Below are 15,821 nucleotides of genomic sequence, written 5' to 3'. Positions count from 1 at the left end.
GAAGCGGGCGGCGGGAACAGCGGGCGTGACCTTACCGGGAGGCCAGAAACCCCGCAACTCGTGTCAGCCATGCAAGAACCGCGTTTCGATCTGGCGCTATCGGAAAAAACCCTTAAAATCCACGTCCTTCCGCCGCCTTGGAGTTCGCGTGTCCGACCGCTTCCTTCTGCCCCGTCTCCCCACCTTTTGGCCGAACCGGCGCCAGTTCCTCGCAGGTGCGGCCGCCGCCGCATCCTGGGCGGCGCTGGGCCCCTCGGCCCGGGCCGAGGGCACCAACGGCAAGGCCCATGCGCTGGCCATGCATGGCGAGCCCAAATACGGATCGGACTTCAAGCATTTTGACTATGTGAACCCCGACGCGCCCAAGGGCGGCCAGCTGCGAATGAGCGTGGCCAACAGCACGACCTTCGAAAGCTTCAACCCTTTCATCGTTCGCGGGTCCCCCGCCGCCGGCAGCGGCGGCGCGTATGAAACACTCACCATCCAAAGCAATGACGAGGCATTCACCCAATACGGACTGCTGGCGCAATTCATCGAGACGCCCGACGACCGGTCCTGGGTCAGCTTCACGCTCAATCCCGCTGCGCGCTGGTGGGATGGCACGCCCGTCACGCCCGAGGACGTCGTCTTCAGTTTCGAGACGCTCAAAACCAAGGGGAAGCCTCTCTATCGCTTCTATTATCGCAGCATCGCCAAGGTCGAGAAGACGGGCGATGCCGAGGTCCGATTCAGCTTCGTCCCCGGCGACAACCGCGAGCTGCCGCTGATCGTCGGCCAGTTGCCCGTGCTCTGCAAAGCCTATTGGGAACCCCGCGACTTCGAGAAACCGTCGCTGGATCTGCCGGTGGGCAGCGGCGCCTATCGGGTGACCAATTTCGAGCCGGGGCGCTATGTCGTGACCAGCCGCGTCCTGGACTATTGGGGACGGGACCTGCCGGTGAATGTCGGGACCAACAATTGGGATTCGGTGCGCTACATCTATTACAAGGACGAAGCGGTTGCGCTCGAAGGCCTCAAGGCCGGCGACTTCGATTTCCGGCAGGAACGCTCCGCGAAAATCTGGGCCATCGGCTACAACATTCCGCAAATCGCCGACGGCCGGATGGTGAAGGAGCAGATCCCGAACGAGGATCCCACCGGCATGCAGTGCTTCGCCTTCAATATCCGCCGGCCGATTTTCCAAGATCGCCGCGTACGCCAGGCGCTGGGCTACGGATTCGACTTCGAATGGTCCAACAAGGCGCTGTTCTTCGGGCAATATACTCGCACTGCCAGCTATTTCTCGAATACGGAGCTGGCTTCTTCGGGTCTGCCGCAGGGCGACGAACTCAAGATCCTCGAGAAATATCGCGGCAAGGTCCCGGACGAGGTCTTCACCTCAACCTATGAGCCGCCCAAAACCGACGGCACGGGCAATGTCCGCGACAATCTCTTGAAGGCGCGTGCTCTGCTCCAGTCCGCCGGCTGGGTGATCAAGGACAAGAGGCTGGTAAAGCAGGAGACTGGCGAACCCTTCCAGTTCGAATTCCTGCTCTACGATCCGATGTTCGAGCGCATCGTCCTGCCGTTCCTGCGCAATCTGAGGCGCTTGGGCATCTTCGCCAGTCTCCGCACCGTCGGCATCGCCGAGTACCAGAACCGCCTGGACAATTTCGACTTCGACATGATCATCGGTAGCTTCGGCCAGTCGCGCTCGCCCGGCAACGAGCAGACCGAATATTGGGGCTCGGCCGCAGCCGACCAGCCCGGCAGCCAGAACGTGATCGGGATCAAGGACCCGGTCGTCGATGAGCTGGCGGACTCCGTGATCTCCGCCCCCGATCGCGAAAGCCTGATTCAGCGCACCCGCGCGCTCGACCGAGTCCTGCTATGGGGCTTTTATGTCATCCCCAGCTGGCATCTCCGAAGCTATCGGGTCGTCTATTGGAACAAGTTCTCGCGACCGGCGATCTCGCCCAAATATGATCTGGGCCTGGATACCTGGTGGGTCGATCCCGTGAAGGCCGCGGCGCTCGCCAGCAAACAGTCGAGCTAAACGGGGCCGAACGGAACCATGTTCGCTTACATCATCCGCCGGCTGCTTCTGATCATTCCGACATTGTTCGGCATCATGGTCATCAACTTCGCCATCGTTCAAGTGGCGCCGGGGGGGCCGGTCGAGCAGACAATCGCCGAGCTCGAGGGCCGTGGCATTTCCGCAACCGAACGCATCACCAGCAGCGGCGGCGAGACGGTGGGCGGGGGCCAGGTCGCCGGCGAAACCAGCCACTATCGCGGCGCGCGCGGCCTCGACCCCGAATTCATCAAGGAGATCGAGAAGCTCTACGGCTTCGACAAGCCACCGCTCGAGCGCTTCATCGACATGATGAGGCATTATGTCCGGTTCGATTTCGGCGAGAGCTTCTTCAAGGGGCGGCCGGTCGTCGATCTCGTCATAGAGAAATTTCCGGTCTCGATCTCGCTCGGCATCTGGACCACCCTGTTCGTCTATCTGATTTCCATCCCGCTCGGCATCAAGAAGGCCGTGCGGGACGGATCGCGCTTCGATATCTGGACCAGCATCGTCGTCATCACGGGCAACGCGATCCCTTCCTTCTTGTTCGCGATCCTGCTGATCGTGCTGTTTGCCGGCGGGAGTTACTTCCAGTGGTTCCCGCTACGCGGCCTGGTCTCCGACAACTGGAGCGATCTGTCCTGGCCGCAACGAATTGTCGACTATTTCTGGCACCTGGCCTTGCCCCTCGCCGCCCTTCTGGTCGGAAGCTTCGCCAGCCTGACCATGCTGACCAAGAACTCCTTCCTGGAGCAGATCAACCAGCAATATGTGATCACCGCGCGGGCCAAGGGCCTGACCGAGCGGCGCGTGCTCTACGGGCATGTGTTCCGCAATGCGATGCTGATCGTAATCGCCGGGTTTCCGGCGGCCTTCATCGGCATCCTGTTCACCTCGTCCCTGCTGATCGAGATCATTTTCTCGCTCGATGGGTTGGGACAGCTTGGTTATGAAGCCATCATCAACCGGGATTATCCGATCGTGTTCGCCACCACCTATTTCTTCACCTTGTTGGGCCTGGTGATGAATCTGGTGGGCGACATCACCTATACCCTGGTCGATCCGCGCATCGATTTCGAAAGCCGCCGCGTATGAGCGTTGCCGAAGGATCCGCACCCCCCATGGCGGCGCTCGCGCGCGCCTATGCAGACCGTTTTCTCGGTTTTCGGATCACACCGCTGACCCGTCGGCGTCTGCGCAACTTCCGCGCCAACAAACGGGGATTCTGGTCGCTATGGATCTTTCTGGTTCTCTTCGGCATCAGTCTCAGTGCGGAACTGATCGCGAATGACCGTCCGATCGTCGTCTTCCACGACGGGCATCTGTTTTTCCCGGTCTTTGCCGACTATCCGGAAACGGCCTATGGCGGCGTGTTCGAGACCAACACGGTCTACACCGATCCGTTCGTCAAGAAGCTGATCTCGGACAAAGGCTGGGCGGTCTGGCCATTGATCCCTTACGCCTACGACACCGTGATCTACGACCTGCCGGAGCCGGCGCCGACACCGCCGTCGCGCGAGCAGTGGCTCGGTACCGACGATCAGGCCCGCGATGTGACGGCCCGCGTCATCTACGGTTTCCGCATCTCGGTCGCTTTCGGCCTGATCTTGACCTTCTTCAGCACGATCATCGGCGTCATCGCCGGCGCCATGCAGGGTTACTTCGGCGGCCTGCTCGACATCACTTTCCAGCGCGTGATCGAGATCTGGAGCGGCCTGCCCACCCTCTACATGCTGATCATCCTGGCGAGTGTCATCACGCCGAATTTCTGGTGGTTGCTCGGGCTGCTTCTCCTCTTCAGCTGGACTTGGCCCGTCGGCGTTGTCCGCGCGGAATTCCTGCGTGCGCGGAATTTCGAGTATGTGCGGGCCGCCCGCGCGCTCGGCGTGCGAGACTGGACCATTATGTTCCGCCATCTGCTGCCCAACGCCATGGTGGCGATGCTGACCTTCCTGCCCTTCACGCTGGGCGGTTCGGTGACGATCCTGACCTCGCTCGACTTCCTGGGTTTCGGCCTGCCGCCGGGGTCCGCATCGCTCGGCGAGCTCCTCAATCAAGGCAAGGCCAACCTCCAGGCACCCTGGCTGGGCTTCACCGGCTTCTTCGTCATCGCCCTGCTGCTGACGCTGCTCGTCTTCATCGGCGAGGCCGTGCGCGATGCCTTCGATCCCCGGAAAGCGGTCGCATGAGCGCCAAGCTGGTGACGCCGACGGCGCCCCAAGGTCCGCTGCTGCAGGTCAAGGATCTCTCGACCTATTTCGGCGCAGGCCCGCGGCTGGTGAAGGCTGTCGACCATATCAGCTTCACCATCGAGCGCGGCCGCACCCTGGCGCTGGTCGGCGAGAGCGGGTCGGGCAAATCGGTGACAGCGCTCTCGATCATGCGCCTCCTGCCCTATCCGGCCGCGCACCATCCCTCCGGCAGCGTCCTGTTCAAGGGCCAGGAACTGATCGGTGCGCCGGAATCAACGATGCGAGGCCTGCGCGGCGACCAGATCTCGATGATCTTCCAGGAGCCGATGACCTCGCTCAATCCGCTCCACACCATCGAGAAGCAGGTCAACGAGGTTCTGCTGATCCATAAGGGGCTTTCCAAGGGAGCCGCCCGGGCGCGCACGCTGGAGCTGCTACGCCTTGTGCAGCTGCCCAATCCCGAGAAGCGCCTGAACGCCTATCCGCATGAGCTCTCCGGCGGCCAGCGCCAGCGCGTGATGATCGCCATGGCGCTCGCCAACGATCCCGATCTCCTGATCGCCGACGAGCCGACCACGGCGCTCGATGTCACGATCCAGGCCCAGATCCTGAAGCTGCTGAAGGAGCTGCAGACCAAGCTCGGCATGGGGCTGCTGCTCATCACCCACGACCTCAGCATCGTGCGCAAGGTCGCGGACGACGTCGCCATCATGACAAAGGGCCATATCGTCGAGCAGGGCCCGGTCGCGACCGTCTTCAAGGCGCCGCAGCACGAATACACTCGCAAGCTGCTGGCGGCCGAGCCTAAGCGCAAGCCCGCGATCCAGCCGGCCCAGGGCACGCCGCTGATGACCGGCACGGACGTGAAGGTCTGGTTTCCGATCAAGCAGGGGCTGCTGCGCCGCACCGTCGACCACATCAAGGCGATCGACGGGGTGAGCCTCAAGCTCCACGAGGGCCGCACCGTCGGCGTGGTCGGCGAAAGCGGTTCGGGCAAGACGACACTGGGATTGGCCTTGTTGCGCCTGATCTCGAGCGAGGGTGCGATCGAGTTCGAGGGCAGGCGCATCGACAAAGTCTCCGGCGGCAATCTGCGGCCGCTGCGCCAGGAGATGCAGGTCGTGTTCCAGGATCCCTATGGCTCGCTTTCGCCTCGCCTTTCGGTGGGCGAGATCGTGGCCGAAGGGCTGACCGTCCATGGCCTCGCCAAGACCGAGGCCGAAGCCGATGCCCGCATCGTCGAGGCGCTGCAGGAGGTCGGGCTCGATCCGGAGAGCCGCTTCCGCTATCCGCATGAGTTCTCCGGCGGCCAGCGCCAGCGTGTCGCCATCGCGCGCGCCATGGTGCTGAAGCCGCGCCTGGTCGTGCTGGACGAGCCGACCTCGGCGCTCGACATGTCGGTGCAGGCGCAGATCGTCGATCTCCTGGCCGAGCTGCAGCGCCGGCACAAGCTCGCCTATCTCTTCATCAGCCACGATCTGCGCGTGATCCGCGCGCTGGCCGACGAGATCATGGTGCTGAAGGACGGCAAGGTGGTCGAGCATGGCGCCGCCGACCAGGTCCTCGGGAACCCGCGCGAGAGCTACACCAAGGCGCTGATGGCGGCGGCTTTCGAGCTCGAGACGGCGCAGGCGGGGGTGGTGAGGGAGTGACGGCCGGTTAGTATTTCTGATATCGAGTCTGCCCCCTCCCTAGCCCTCCCCCTCAACGGGGGAGGGAACAAGGAAGGCGCGAGCGAAAATAATCCCCTCCTCCTTTAAGGGGGAGGGTTAGGGAGGGGGCCGCGGGGTGTTTTCGCGCCAACTCACCACCACCATTCACGACACCCGACGTCAAGGAACCAGCATGGCGATTCTCTTCAACAGCCCCCAGGACGATGCCGGCGAGTTCGAGGCCTGGCGCAAGCCGCTGACGGCGGCGGATCCCAACATCGATCTGCGCTTCTGGCCGGATGTGGGACGGGTCGAGGACATCGAATACGCGCTGGTCTGGCTGCCGGAGCCGGGCGACATGCAGCGCTATCCGAACCTGAAGGTGATCTTCAATCTGGGAGCCGGCGTCGACAAGCTCCTCGCCGACAAGACCCTGCCCTATCACATCCCGATCGTGCGGCTGGTCGATCCGGGCCTGACCTCGGGCATGACCGAATATGTGCTGCTCCACACGCTGCGCCATCATCGCGGCCAGCATGTGCTCGACCAGCAGCAGAAGGATCGCGTCTGGCGCCAGAAGCTGTTCCCGCTCGCGCGCAACCGCAAGATCGGCATCATGGGGCTGGGCGTGCTCGGCGCCGATGCCGCCGCGAAGCTGGTGGCGCTCGATTTCGATGTCGCCGGCTGGAGCCGCCGGCCCAAATCGCTGCCCGGCGTGACCAGCTATCATGGCGAGGACGGGCTCAAGGCTTTCCTCGCCCGCACCGAGATCCTGGTCTGCCTGCTGCCGCTGACGGCGGAGACGCGCGGTATTCTCAACGCGAAGCTCCTGGCTCAGCTGCCCCGGGGCGCCTGCCTGATCAACGCCGCGCGCGGCGGCCATCTGGTCGATGCCGACCTGATCGCGGCCCTCGATTCCGGCCACATCGCGCATGCGACGCTGGACGTGTTCCACCAGGAGCCGCTGCCCGCTGACAATCCCTTCTGGGTCCATCCGAAGATCACGGTCACGCCGCATGTGGCGAGCCTGACCCAGCCCGAGACGGCGATCCCGGTCGTGTTCGACGGCATCCGCCGGCACAAGGCGGGGCTGCCCATTCCCAATACGGTCGATCTGAAGAAGGGCTATTAGCGCCGGCGCACAGGCTTCACGGGCTTGCGCGCTTCTTTGCGCGCGGACGCCGGCGGGGCCAGATGGCCCAGCGGCAGCGCCGCGTCGAGCTTCACCGTGCGGATCGCGAAGTTCGAGCGGATATCCTTGATCATCGGCAGACTTAGCAGGCGGCCGACCAGAAATTCCTCGTAATGCTTGAGGTCGGGCACCACCACCTCGAGCAGGAAATCCGCCTCGCCCGACACCAGATGCGCCGACACCACCTCGGGCATCGCCTTGATCGCCAGCTGCAGGGCGGTGGCGTTCTCGTCGCGATGGCCATCGACCTTCACGCCCACGAACACCGTGAGACCGAGCCCGATCCGTTCGCGTGAGAGCGAGGCGCGGTAGCCCGCGATATGGCCCTCGGCCTCGAGCCGCTTCACACGGCGCAGGCAGGGCGAGGGCGAGAGCCCGACTTTGTCCGCGAGCTCGACGACGGAGAGCCGGCCGTCGGCCTGCAGCGCCTCCAGGATATGGCGGTCGATCACATCCAAGTCCGAGCTTGGCAAGAATCACCTCGCTGGGCGTCTTTATAGGCGGATTATGCCATAGAACGGCCTTTGCATGGGCCAATTCGCAGGGATTCGTCCTGCCCCTCGGCGGCAGGATCGCGTTCCCTGGAGTGGAGGAACACCCATGCCCTCATCCGCAACAACCGCCAAGCCACCCCTCGACGCCTTCGCCGCTGTCGACAGATCGCGATGGGTCGGCATGGCGGCGGCCCTCGCGACCGTCACCATCTGGGGCGCCTGGATCGCGCTGACCCGCAAGGGCGTGACGACCGGCCTGGCACCGGTCGATGTGGCGCTGTTGCGCTACAGCGTGCCGAGCCTGGTGTTGCTGCCGGTGCTCTGGCGCATCCGCCCGGCCCTCAAGCAGGCCGGTGCGCGTCGCAGCCTCGTGATGATCGCGGGCTCCGGCGCGCCCTTCTTCCTGGTCTGCTCGACCGGCATGGCGCTGGCGCCCGCGGCGGACATCGGGGCGCTGCTGCCGGGCACCATGCCGCTCTTCGTCGCGCTCTTCGGCTCTCTCTTCCTGCGCGAGCGCATCGGCGCCCTGCGGCTCCTGGGCTTCGCGCTGATCTTCGCCGGCGCCGTCGCGGTCGCGATCGGCGGGATCGGTCATGAAGGAGCGTGGCGCGGCTATCCGTTGCTGCTTGGCGCTGCCTCGATGTGGGCCTGCTACACGCTGGCCTTCCGCCGGTCCGGCATCAATGCCTGGCAGTCGGCCGCGATCGTCAATACCGGCTCGATCCTCCTGCTGCTGCCGGTGCTGTTCTTCTCCGGCACCAGCCGGCTGCTCGACGCGCCGCTGCACGATATCCTGCTCCAGGGTGTCGTGCAGGGCCTCCTCTCCGGATTGCTGGCGCTCGTCTGCTATGGCGCCGCCGTGCGTCGGCTCGGCGCCTCGAACGCCGCGGCCTTCGCCGCTTTGGCGCCGGGCCTCGCGGCCCTGTTCGGCGTGCCGCTCCTCGGTGAGATCCCGAGCCTTCTCAGTCTCGCCGCCATCCTCATCGTCGGCTTCGGTGTGGCGCTTGCCAGCGGCGCGATCCAGCGTGGGCGCTAGGCATTCTCTCCACGGTGTTCGTCTTTTGTTCTTTGCACTTATAGATTGCTATTATATAATAACTTACGACTCAATCAGCGAGGAAGTTGATGCCAGATCCGATCGACACGGAAGCAGGTGAACTCAAGACCGTACCCGACTCTCGCTTTCGTCTGAATTGGCCAATCACTGCGTCCTTTCGAGAGAGAGTGGGAAACGAGGAATCGTGCGGCAGCGGCGGATATCTCGCACGCAATGGCAATGTCTCGGGGCATATCAATTGACGCCCATCGCGCTCAAGGACATCGGGTGGCTCGACAGCAACGGGAACTGGACAGAGAAGTCCGGCGTCACAGATGACAACGCGTTTTTGTTCAGCCCGTTAAAGCAGGAGATCGCCTTGAAGGAGTATCTTCTGGCGAACCGCCGGCACGCGCAGACCAACGGCGTGCTCGACCAGGTCGGGCAGACGATTCATGGGATCAAGGATGCGTTTGTCGTGACCGAGGATGGTCTGGCTGCGGCAATGCACCGAGAGGGGCCGACTGCTGCAAGAAGCTATTTAGATTTTCTGGCGAAGCAAGGCTGGGTCAGTAAAGAGAGCGATTTTCCGGCCAAACTTGTGGATGTATTCAAGCATATCGAAACGCGTTTGCGCGAGTTCGCCGACGTTCCTTACTTGCGGCCTCACGGACATTGACCGAGCTATGGAGCTTGGACCGATGTTCCCCACTGTCGCGTTGATGCCCTTTTGCATTTCCATTAAACCTGAACCTCGAGTGGCCAGCACGTTCTTCGTGTGGAACCCCGCCATTTTCTGCTTGATCGCGGCGATGACGATCAATGTGCTCCTTTGGAGCGGCGCGCCAGCATCGGCCAACGACGAAGTGCCAATCCATTTCCAAAATGGCGCCCCGCCCGATGGGGCTTGGCCTGTCATTGAACGATGGATGCGAGCGCTGGACGAGAGTCCTCCGTACAACTTCGATCTTCTCCAAGATCATCTCGACCAGACAGTTAAATACGGCTGGGCGAAAGATACCGACGAAGCCCTGGCCGATTTCCTGAGCCATGAGCTTTTCTGGGCTTATGTCGATCTCGATGGCGACGGTATCGATGAGATGATGGTTTTCATTGCCATCGGTCCCTATTGCGGCACAGCTGGCTGCAGCACGATCGAGCTTCACCGAAGCAAAACCGGATGGCGAATCGAAAACGGCGTGACCATGGTCGACGAGAATGACTTTTGCTATCGGCGAAACGGCCCCAACGGACGCCCATCATTCAGGAACTACAGTGACGTGTTCTGGTGGTCCGAAGGTCGACTTGACGGCGTCTGCTATGCCTATTGCAGCCATTGGTGGGATCGCGACGCGATCGATCCAAAGGATCTTGCCGAGATGACGCCCGAGGAATTGTCGATGCGTGAAGACGTCCGCAAACAACCCTGGTGCGCTGCGGCTTCCCCGAACTGACGGGCATCGGCCGCAGGCGAGTGTTCGCCGTCAGCGCTTGAGCGGTGCCTGTCCCTCGACTGCGTCCGCCCCCGGCGTCTCCAGCGTGCGCTCGATCGCGTCGCCCAGATCGCTCATGAAGACGGCGCCCTTGACCGTGCGCTGCACCAGCACATTGCGCCGGTCGGCCTCGTCCTCCTTGCGCCGGGCGAAGCCCAGCCGGTCGAGCCGGTCGAGCGCACGGCAGACGGCGGGCTTCGACATGGCGAGACCCGCCGCCAATCCCCGCACCGTGTGCGGTCCCTCCGCCGTATAGAGCGTGACCAGCAGCGCCAACTGGCGCTGGGTCAGCTCGCCCGTCGGCGATCCCATCCCCGCCAGCAACAGGCGGCGCCACAAGGCCAAGGCCTCGTTGCGCCCCAGCGCCATCGTCTCTCCCCGCCTCTTCCCGCCTTCGTCAGCGCCGGGCGCGGCGGCGCGCCGGCGCCCGGCGTTTCGCGGCCGCGGCCTTCTTTACCGGCGCCGGTGCGACAGGCTCTTCTGCGGCGTCACCGCCGTTCGCCGTGGCGAGGTTCGCGATATGCGCATAGACCGCGCGCAGGCCCATGGCATCGGCGCCCTCGGGCCGGCCCGGCCGGCCGCGGGCATTGGCCGCCATGATGTCGAAATGCACCCAGGGCGTGGTCGGCCGCACGAACTCGTTCAGGAACAGCGCCGCCGTGATGGCGCCGGCGAAGCCGCCGTCGCCGACATTGTTGATGTCGGCGATCTTGCTGTCGAGCATGCGCCGATAGGGTTTGTGCAGCGGCAGGCGCCAGAACGGCTCCTGATTCTCGATCGCGAGCTTGAGCAGCGACTCCGCGGTCGCGTCGTGATTCGAGAACAGCGCCGGCAGCTCCGGCCCCAGCGCCACGCGCGCCGCCCCGGTGAGGGTCGCGAAATCCACGATCAGGGCCGGGTCGTCGCGATCGGCCTCGGTCAGCGCATCGGAAAGGATCAGCCGGCCCTCGGCGTCGGTATTGCCGACCTCGACCGAGATGCCTTTGCGGGTCTTGAGGATGTCGAGCGGATGGAAGGCATTGCCCGAGACCGCGTTCTCGACGGCCGGCACCAGCACGCGCAGGCGCACCGGCAGTTTGGTCTCCATGATCATGCGCGCCAGGCCCAGCACATGGGCGGCCCCGCCCATGTCCTTCTTCATCTGCAGCATGCCTGCGGCGGGCTTGAGATCGAGACCGCCGGAATCGAAGCACACGCCCTTGCCCACCAGCGCGATCTTCGGGCCCTTCGTGCCCCATTTGATGTCGATCAGGCGCGGCGGGCGCGAGGAGGCGCGGCCGACCGCATGCACGGAAGGATAGTCCGCCTTCAGCAGCGCATCGCCGACGATCACCTTGAAGCTGGCATCGTTGGCCTTGGCCAGCCTCTCGGCCTCGGCCGCGAGCTCCGCCGGGCCCATGTCATCGGCCGGCGTGTTGATCATGTCGCGCACCCAATGGACGGCGGCGGCCATGGTCTCGACCTTGGCGCGGTTGGCGTTCTTCGGCCAGACCAGCCTGGCCGGCTCGCGCTTGGGCTTGCGGTAGCGGTCGAAGGAATAGGCGCCGAGCGCCCAAGCGAAGGCGGCGGCGCTGGCCTGGAGCGGCGTCAGCGGCGCGTCTATGCGATAGCGTCCTTCGGGAATGCTCTGCGGCAGCGCGCCCCAGGACCAGAGATCGAGACCGTCCTCGAGAATCAGCAGCACGGAACCGATGCCACCATCGCGCGCCGGCAGCAGCAGATGGCGTGCCGGCTCCGCCTTGAAGTCGGTGGCCGCGATCCAGTTGCGCAGGCTGGCATTCTGACCCTTGAGCCAGTTGCGATATTGCGACCGGGCGACGGGATGGATGATGGCAGTCTTGCCGGCGGCGCGGTCGGTGAGCGCAGAAATCTCGGCCATGATCTCCTCGAGGGGATGACGGAAAGGGCTGGATCGGCAGCGAGTCGCCAGCATGGCCTGCCCCAACCGGGCTGAAAAGAGGGGCTGAGGGAGGAGGCGACCGGCCGCGCCTTGCCTCGCCCGAGGGGCTCGGGCTTACTGGGGCCCCTTTTGACCCGCCGGAATCCCCTCATGACCGACATGACGCTCTATATCGGCAACAAGAACTATTCCTCCTGGTCGCTGCGGCCCTGGCTGGCGATGAAGCAGGCGGGCTTGAGCTTCCGCGAGGTGCTGGTACCGCTCGACCGGCCCGACACCCAGAAGCAGATCCGGGCCTTCTCGGGCTCCGGCAAGGTGCCGTTTCTGGAGCATGGGGCGGTGAAGATCTGGGAGTCGCTCGCGATCTGCGAATATGTGGCCGAGATTCGCCCGCAGGCCCATCTCTGGCCCAGCGATCCCGTCGCGCGGGCCCATGCGCGTGCCGTCGCCACCGAGATGCATGGCGGCTTCGCCGAGCTCCGGCGCAACATGCCGATGGATATCCGGGGCCGCTGGCCGGAGCGCAATCGCCAGTCCCACTGCACCGCCGAGATCGAGCGCGTGATCGGATTGTGGCGCGAGGCGCGCGAACGCTTCGGCAAGGCCGGCGCCAACGGCAAGGGCGATTTCCTCTATGGCGGCTTCACCGTCGCCGACGCGATGTATGCGCCCGTGACAACGCGTTTCATCACCTATGGCGCCAAGCTCGATCCGGCCACGACCGCCTATATCGAAGCCGTCAACAATCTGCCGGCGATGCGCGAATGGGCCGAGGCTTCGAAGCAGGAGCCCTGGGAGCTGACCTATCCGGTGTTCCGGCAGACGTGATGGGACATCCGTCAATCATGCCGATGTCGCGCCAGCCCTCCCGGAACACACCACTGCGGTCCGGTTGAGCGTGTTAAGGAGAAAGCTCCTTGGTTCGCTTTCATCCCCTCCCCCCTTGAGGGGGAGGCTGGGGTGGGGGGTGGCCACGGCCTCGATGTGGACCCTGTTTGCGGGCGGCAAGGGGCTTTCATCATCGAGTTCTTCGATCACCCCCCACCCTAACCTCCCCCTCAAAGGGGGAGGGGTTAAGGAGGGAAGGGGTAAGACGAAGCCATGAAGGCCGCGCCGACACCGGACCGGCCGGGCGCCCCTGCGCCGACCAGGCGCTGGCCGCTCCATCTGTCGGTCAAGTTCCTGCCCACGGCGATCGGTCCGACCGCGATCTGGGTGGTGCTGGTGGGCAGCACGCTCGCCGCCCGGCCGCCGCTCGCCAGCCTCGACAGCCTGGTGCTGGCGCAAGCCTGGTGGCAATGGTCGGGCGGCAATGCCGATCTGGTCGGCGCCTTCGCCTATAACCCGCCGCTGCTCGCCTGGCTGATCCAGGCCGGCTGGTGGCTGTTCGGGACCAGCGAGCTCTGGGCCCGGCTGGTCGGGCCGCTTTTCGCGCTGGGCACGATCCTGACGGCCGGACCAGTCGCCCGGCTGCTCTGGCCGCGCCGGCCGCAGACCTTGGCGACCGCCCCCATCATCCTGGTCGGCTTCGGCGGCTTCGCCGGCGCCCTGGCGCTGACCCTGCCCGACCTCGCCCTCGCCGCCTTCCTGCTGGGCGCCGTGGCCGGCCTCGGGCTGGTGCTCGATCGCCGGCCGATCTTCGGCTGGACGGTCTTTGGCCTGGCGCTGGGACTGGCGGGCCTGGCGCGCGGCGGCGGCGGGATGATCCATATCCTGCCGATGCTGCTGGTGCTGCCCTGGCTCGACCGCGGGCAACGACGGCCGCGCCTGCTCCAATGGCTCGTAGGCGCGCTGGGCGCCCTGGTACTGGCGAGCCTGCTGCTGGCGCCCTGGCTGGGCAACCTGCAGGATCCGATCGCCGCGCTGACGGCCGACCCTTCGCGCTATCCGGGCGCGCCGCAACCGGCCCCCGAGCGGCCGCTCTACTGGCTGCTGCTGCTGGCACCGGGCCTGCTCCATCCCTGGGCCTGGTGGAAGCCGATCTGGCGCGCGATGCGCAACCAGACCCGCATGCCGATCGACGATGGCTTGCGCCTGACGCTCCTCGCGACAGCGGTGGCCCTGATCGCGAGCGTCCTGACCGAGGGCCGATCCAGCTATGGGCTGGTGCCGGCACTGGCGCCGCTGGCCCTGGTCGCGGCGCGGCTGCTGACGGTCCAGGCCAACAAGCCGACGGATTATCACGCGGCCCTGCCCACCCTCCCGGTGCTGCTGGCGGGCCTGCTCTTCTTCCTGCTCAATATCGTGCCGGTCGCCCATCTCGATGCCGTCTGGCGCCAGTTCGTCAGCCCGTCGGGTCTGCCGATCTGGCTCGGCGGCACCAGCCTGATCTCAGGCCTGGTGCTGCTCGGCGGCGCCTATCTGGTGGGCCAGGCGGCGCCGCGCGCCCTCATCGCCCGCATGATGCAGCTGGCGCTGCTGCCGACGCTGGTGGTGGTCAGCTTCAATATCGAGTTCGCCCAGTCCCTGCGGCCCTTCTTCGACATCTCGCCGCTGGCGGCGAAGATCCACGAGCTGCAGCAGTCGGGCCGGAAGGTGGCGCTGCTCGGGCGCTATCGCGGCGAGTATGACTTCCTGGGGCGGCTCGACCAGCCGGTGACGGTGTTCGCCAGCGCCGGCGCCGCCTTGGGATGGGCGGCGCAGAATCCAGACGGGGTGGTGCTTTCCTATTTCCAGGGCGGGGTGCTGCGCCTGCCGCTGCGCCCGCTCATGCTGGGGGCCGCCGGCGACAATTGGGCCGCGTTCTGGCCCGCCGACGATGTGGTGTCGTCGAACGGCGCGGTGCTGGCGCAGCGGTTTTAGGTTGGCTCTGATCCCTTCCCCCACTTCTGGGAAGGTCGGGAAGGGGGACGACGCGATGTCGGTACCGCGCAGCCCCCTCCCTCGCCCTCCCCCGTTCCGGGGGAGGGGATAACAAGAGCTACGGCTGGGCCGCGGGCGCTTCGCCCTTCGACATCTCGGCGATGCGCTGATCGAGCGTCGCGATCAGGCCGTCGAAGCCCTTGGCGCCCATCACATCGATGAACTCCGAGCGATAGACCGAAAGCTGGCTGATCGAGCCGTTGAGATAGACGTCGATGATCTTGAGCTGACCCTGGTCGGGACGCAGCAGATAGTCGATGCGGACCGGATCGCCATTGCCGCCGGCGATCTGATTCTTCACCAGCACGGTATCCTGCGCCTTCGCCTCTTCGCCCAGGATCTCGAAACGCTGATTCGAGAAGCCGTCGAACCGGGAGGCATAGGTGGCGGTCGAATAGCGCCGGAAGGTGTCGACCAGCGTCTGCTTCTGCGCATCGGTCAGGTTCTGCCAGCGGCTGCCCATGGCGACTCGCGACATGAGCGTGAAGTCGAAGGCATCGGCGACCACCGGCTCGAGCACCTTGTAGCGGCCCTCATAGCCGAGCGAGGCGGCATTCTGCATGACCTGCAGGAACGCACCATTGAGCTTGCCCACCAGGTCGCCGGCCGGGGTGGCGACGGCCCGGGCCGGGGCCACGAAGGACAGCATCAGGGCCAAAGCCAGGCCAACGCCGACAAACGGCAGGAATCTGCGGAAATGGGGCTTCATGGGTCTGGAGTTCTCTCTGCGCCTTGGGGCGATTGGCCCCCTCGGTTCGGGGCTTGAGCCGATGCCGGCCCGTTCACTGGAGCGGAGCCAACGGAGTCCGGGGTCTCGGGTCCGGTCAAAATTCCCGGCGGCCGCACCCTGCCACCCGTTCGACAAATCCATGATGTCGCCAGGGGCGCCTCGAGGCGCCCGGCGTTGTGCGGCGCGTCATATAGGCATGGGCGACCCCCCCGGCGCA

Annotated in this window: 14 protein-coding genes; 10 read left to right on the top strand and 4 right to left on the bottom strand. The window is 65.1% G+C overall.

Annotated elements, in window-relative coordinates:
* Window positions 1-25 precede the first annotated feature (25 nt).
* The 5 genes from FRZ44_RS02210 to FRZ44_RS02190 all read left to right on the top strand — a co-directional run bounded on the left by FRZ44_RS02210 (window position 26) and on the right by FRZ44_RS02190 (window position 7,029).
* Window positions 26-2,035 (top strand): extracellular solute-binding protein, encoded by a 2,010-nt coding sequence (locus FRZ44_RS02210; RefSeq protein WP_151175637.1) that lies wholly within the window; start codon window positions 26-28, stop codon window positions 2,033-2,035.
* Between the two features lie 18 nt (window positions 2,036-2,053).
* Window positions 2,054-3,148, top strand: coding sequence for a microcin C ABC transporter permease YejB (locus tag FRZ44_RS02205; RefSeq protein ID WP_151175636.1), 1,095 nt, complete (start codon window positions 2,054-2,056; stop codon window positions 3,146-3,148).
* 26 nt (window positions 3,149-3,174) lie between these two features.
* Complete coding sequence (locus FRZ44_RS02200; RefSeq protein WP_151175635.1) at window positions 3,175-4,242, top strand: ABC transporter permease; 1,068 nt, start codon at window positions 3,175-3,177, stop codon at window positions 4,240-4,242.
* Complete coding sequence (locus tag FRZ44_RS02195) at window positions 4,239-5,897, top strand: ABC transporter ATP-binding protein (RefSeq protein ID WP_151175634.1); 1,659 nt, start codon at window positions 4,239-4,241, stop codon at window positions 5,895-5,897. The genes FRZ44_RS02200 and FRZ44_RS02195 overlap by 4 nt, the downstream gene beginning before the upstream one ends.
* Window positions 5,898-6,090: 193 nt before the next feature.
* Window positions 6,091-7,029 (top strand): 2-hydroxyacid dehydrogenase, encoded by a 939-nt coding sequence (locus tag FRZ44_RS02190; RefSeq protein ID WP_151175633.1) that lies wholly within the window; start codon window positions 6,091-6,093, stop codon window positions 7,027-7,029.
* On the opposite strand, the gene FRZ44_RS02185 is transcribed toward FRZ44_RS02190, so the two are convergent.
* A complete protein-coding gene (locus tag FRZ44_RS02185; protein WP_151175632.1) occupies window positions 7,026-7,562 on the bottom strand; it encodes an Lrp/AsnC family transcriptional regulator in 537 nt (178 codons plus the stop codon). The genes FRZ44_RS02190 and FRZ44_RS02185 overlap by 4 nt on opposite strands.
* A 127-nt stretch (window positions 7,563-7,689) precedes the next feature.
* Here FRZ44_RS02185 and FRZ44_RS02180 point away from each other — a divergent pair, with 127 nt between their 5' ends.
* From FRZ44_RS02180 to FRZ44_RS02170, 3 genes are all read left to right on the top strand, one after another.
* Window positions 7,690-8,619, top strand: a complete 930-nt coding sequence (locus tag FRZ44_RS02180) for a DMT family transporter (RefSeq protein ID WP_191908373.1) — start codon at window positions 7,690-7,692, stop codon at window positions 8,617-8,619.
* A gap of 259 nt (window positions 8,620-8,878) precedes the next feature.
* A complete protein-coding gene (locus tag FRZ44_RS02175; protein WP_151175630.1) occupies window positions 8,879-9,298 on the top strand; it encodes a hypothetical protein in 420 nt (139 codons plus the stop codon).
* Window positions 9,299-9,320: 22 nt separating this feature from the next.
* Window positions 9,321-10,073 carry a hypothetical protein gene (locus FRZ44_RS02170; RefSeq protein WP_151175629.1) on the top strand — a complete coding sequence of 251 codons (753 nt, stop codon included), beginning with the start codon at window positions 9,321-9,323 and terminating at the stop codon, window positions 10,071-10,073.
* A gap of 30 nt (window positions 10,074-10,103) precedes the next feature.
* Here the strand turns inward: FRZ44_RS02170 and FRZ44_RS02165 are convergent, their stop codons facing one another.
* Both FRZ44_RS02165 and FRZ44_RS02160 read right to left on the bottom strand, forming a co-directional pair.
* Complete coding sequence (locus FRZ44_RS02165; RefSeq protein ID WP_151175628.1) at window positions 10,104-10,481, bottom strand: MarR family transcriptional regulator; 378 nt, start codon at window positions 10,479-10,481, stop codon at window positions 10,104-10,106.
* 28 nt (window positions 10,482-10,509) lie between these two features.
* On the bottom strand, window positions 10,510-11,991 hold the full coding sequence (locus FRZ44_RS02160) for a leucyl aminopeptidase family protein (RefSeq protein ID WP_151175627.1): 1,482 nt from the start codon (window positions 11,989-11,991) through the stop codon (window positions 10,510-10,512).
* Window positions 11,992-12,162: 171 nt separating this feature from the next.
* On the opposite strand from FRZ44_RS02160, the gene FRZ44_RS02155 reads away from it, so the two are divergent.
* Both FRZ44_RS02155 and FRZ44_RS02150 read left to right on the top strand, forming a co-directional pair.
* Complete coding sequence (locus FRZ44_RS02155; protein ID WP_151175626.1) at window positions 12,163-12,840, top strand: glutathione S-transferase family protein; 678 nt, start codon at window positions 12,163-12,165, stop codon at window positions 12,838-12,840.
* A 273-nt stretch (window positions 12,841-13,113) separates the two neighbouring features.
* Window positions 13,114-14,814 (top strand): glycosyltransferase family 39 protein, encoded by a 1,701-nt coding sequence (locus tag FRZ44_RS02150; protein WP_151175625.1) that lies wholly within the window; start codon window positions 13,114-13,116, stop codon window positions 14,812-14,814.
* A 118-nt stretch (window positions 14,815-14,932) separates the two neighbouring features.
* Here the strand turns inward: FRZ44_RS02150 and FRZ44_RS02145 are convergent, their stop codons facing one another.
* Window positions 14,933-15,583 (bottom strand): ABC transporter substrate-binding protein, encoded by a 651-nt coding sequence (locus FRZ44_RS02145; protein WP_191908372.1) that lies wholly within the window; start codon window positions 15,581-15,583, stop codon window positions 14,933-14,935.
* Between the last annotated feature and the right edge of the window lie 238 nt (window positions 15,584-15,821).

The sequence above is a fragment of the Hypericibacter terrae genome, from assembly GCF_008728855.1.
Taxonomy (GTDB): Bacteria; Pseudomonadota; Alphaproteobacteria; order Dongiales; family Dongiaceae; genus Hypericibacter; species Hypericibacter terrae.
This window is presented reverse-complemented; position numbering and strand designations above follow the sequence as displayed.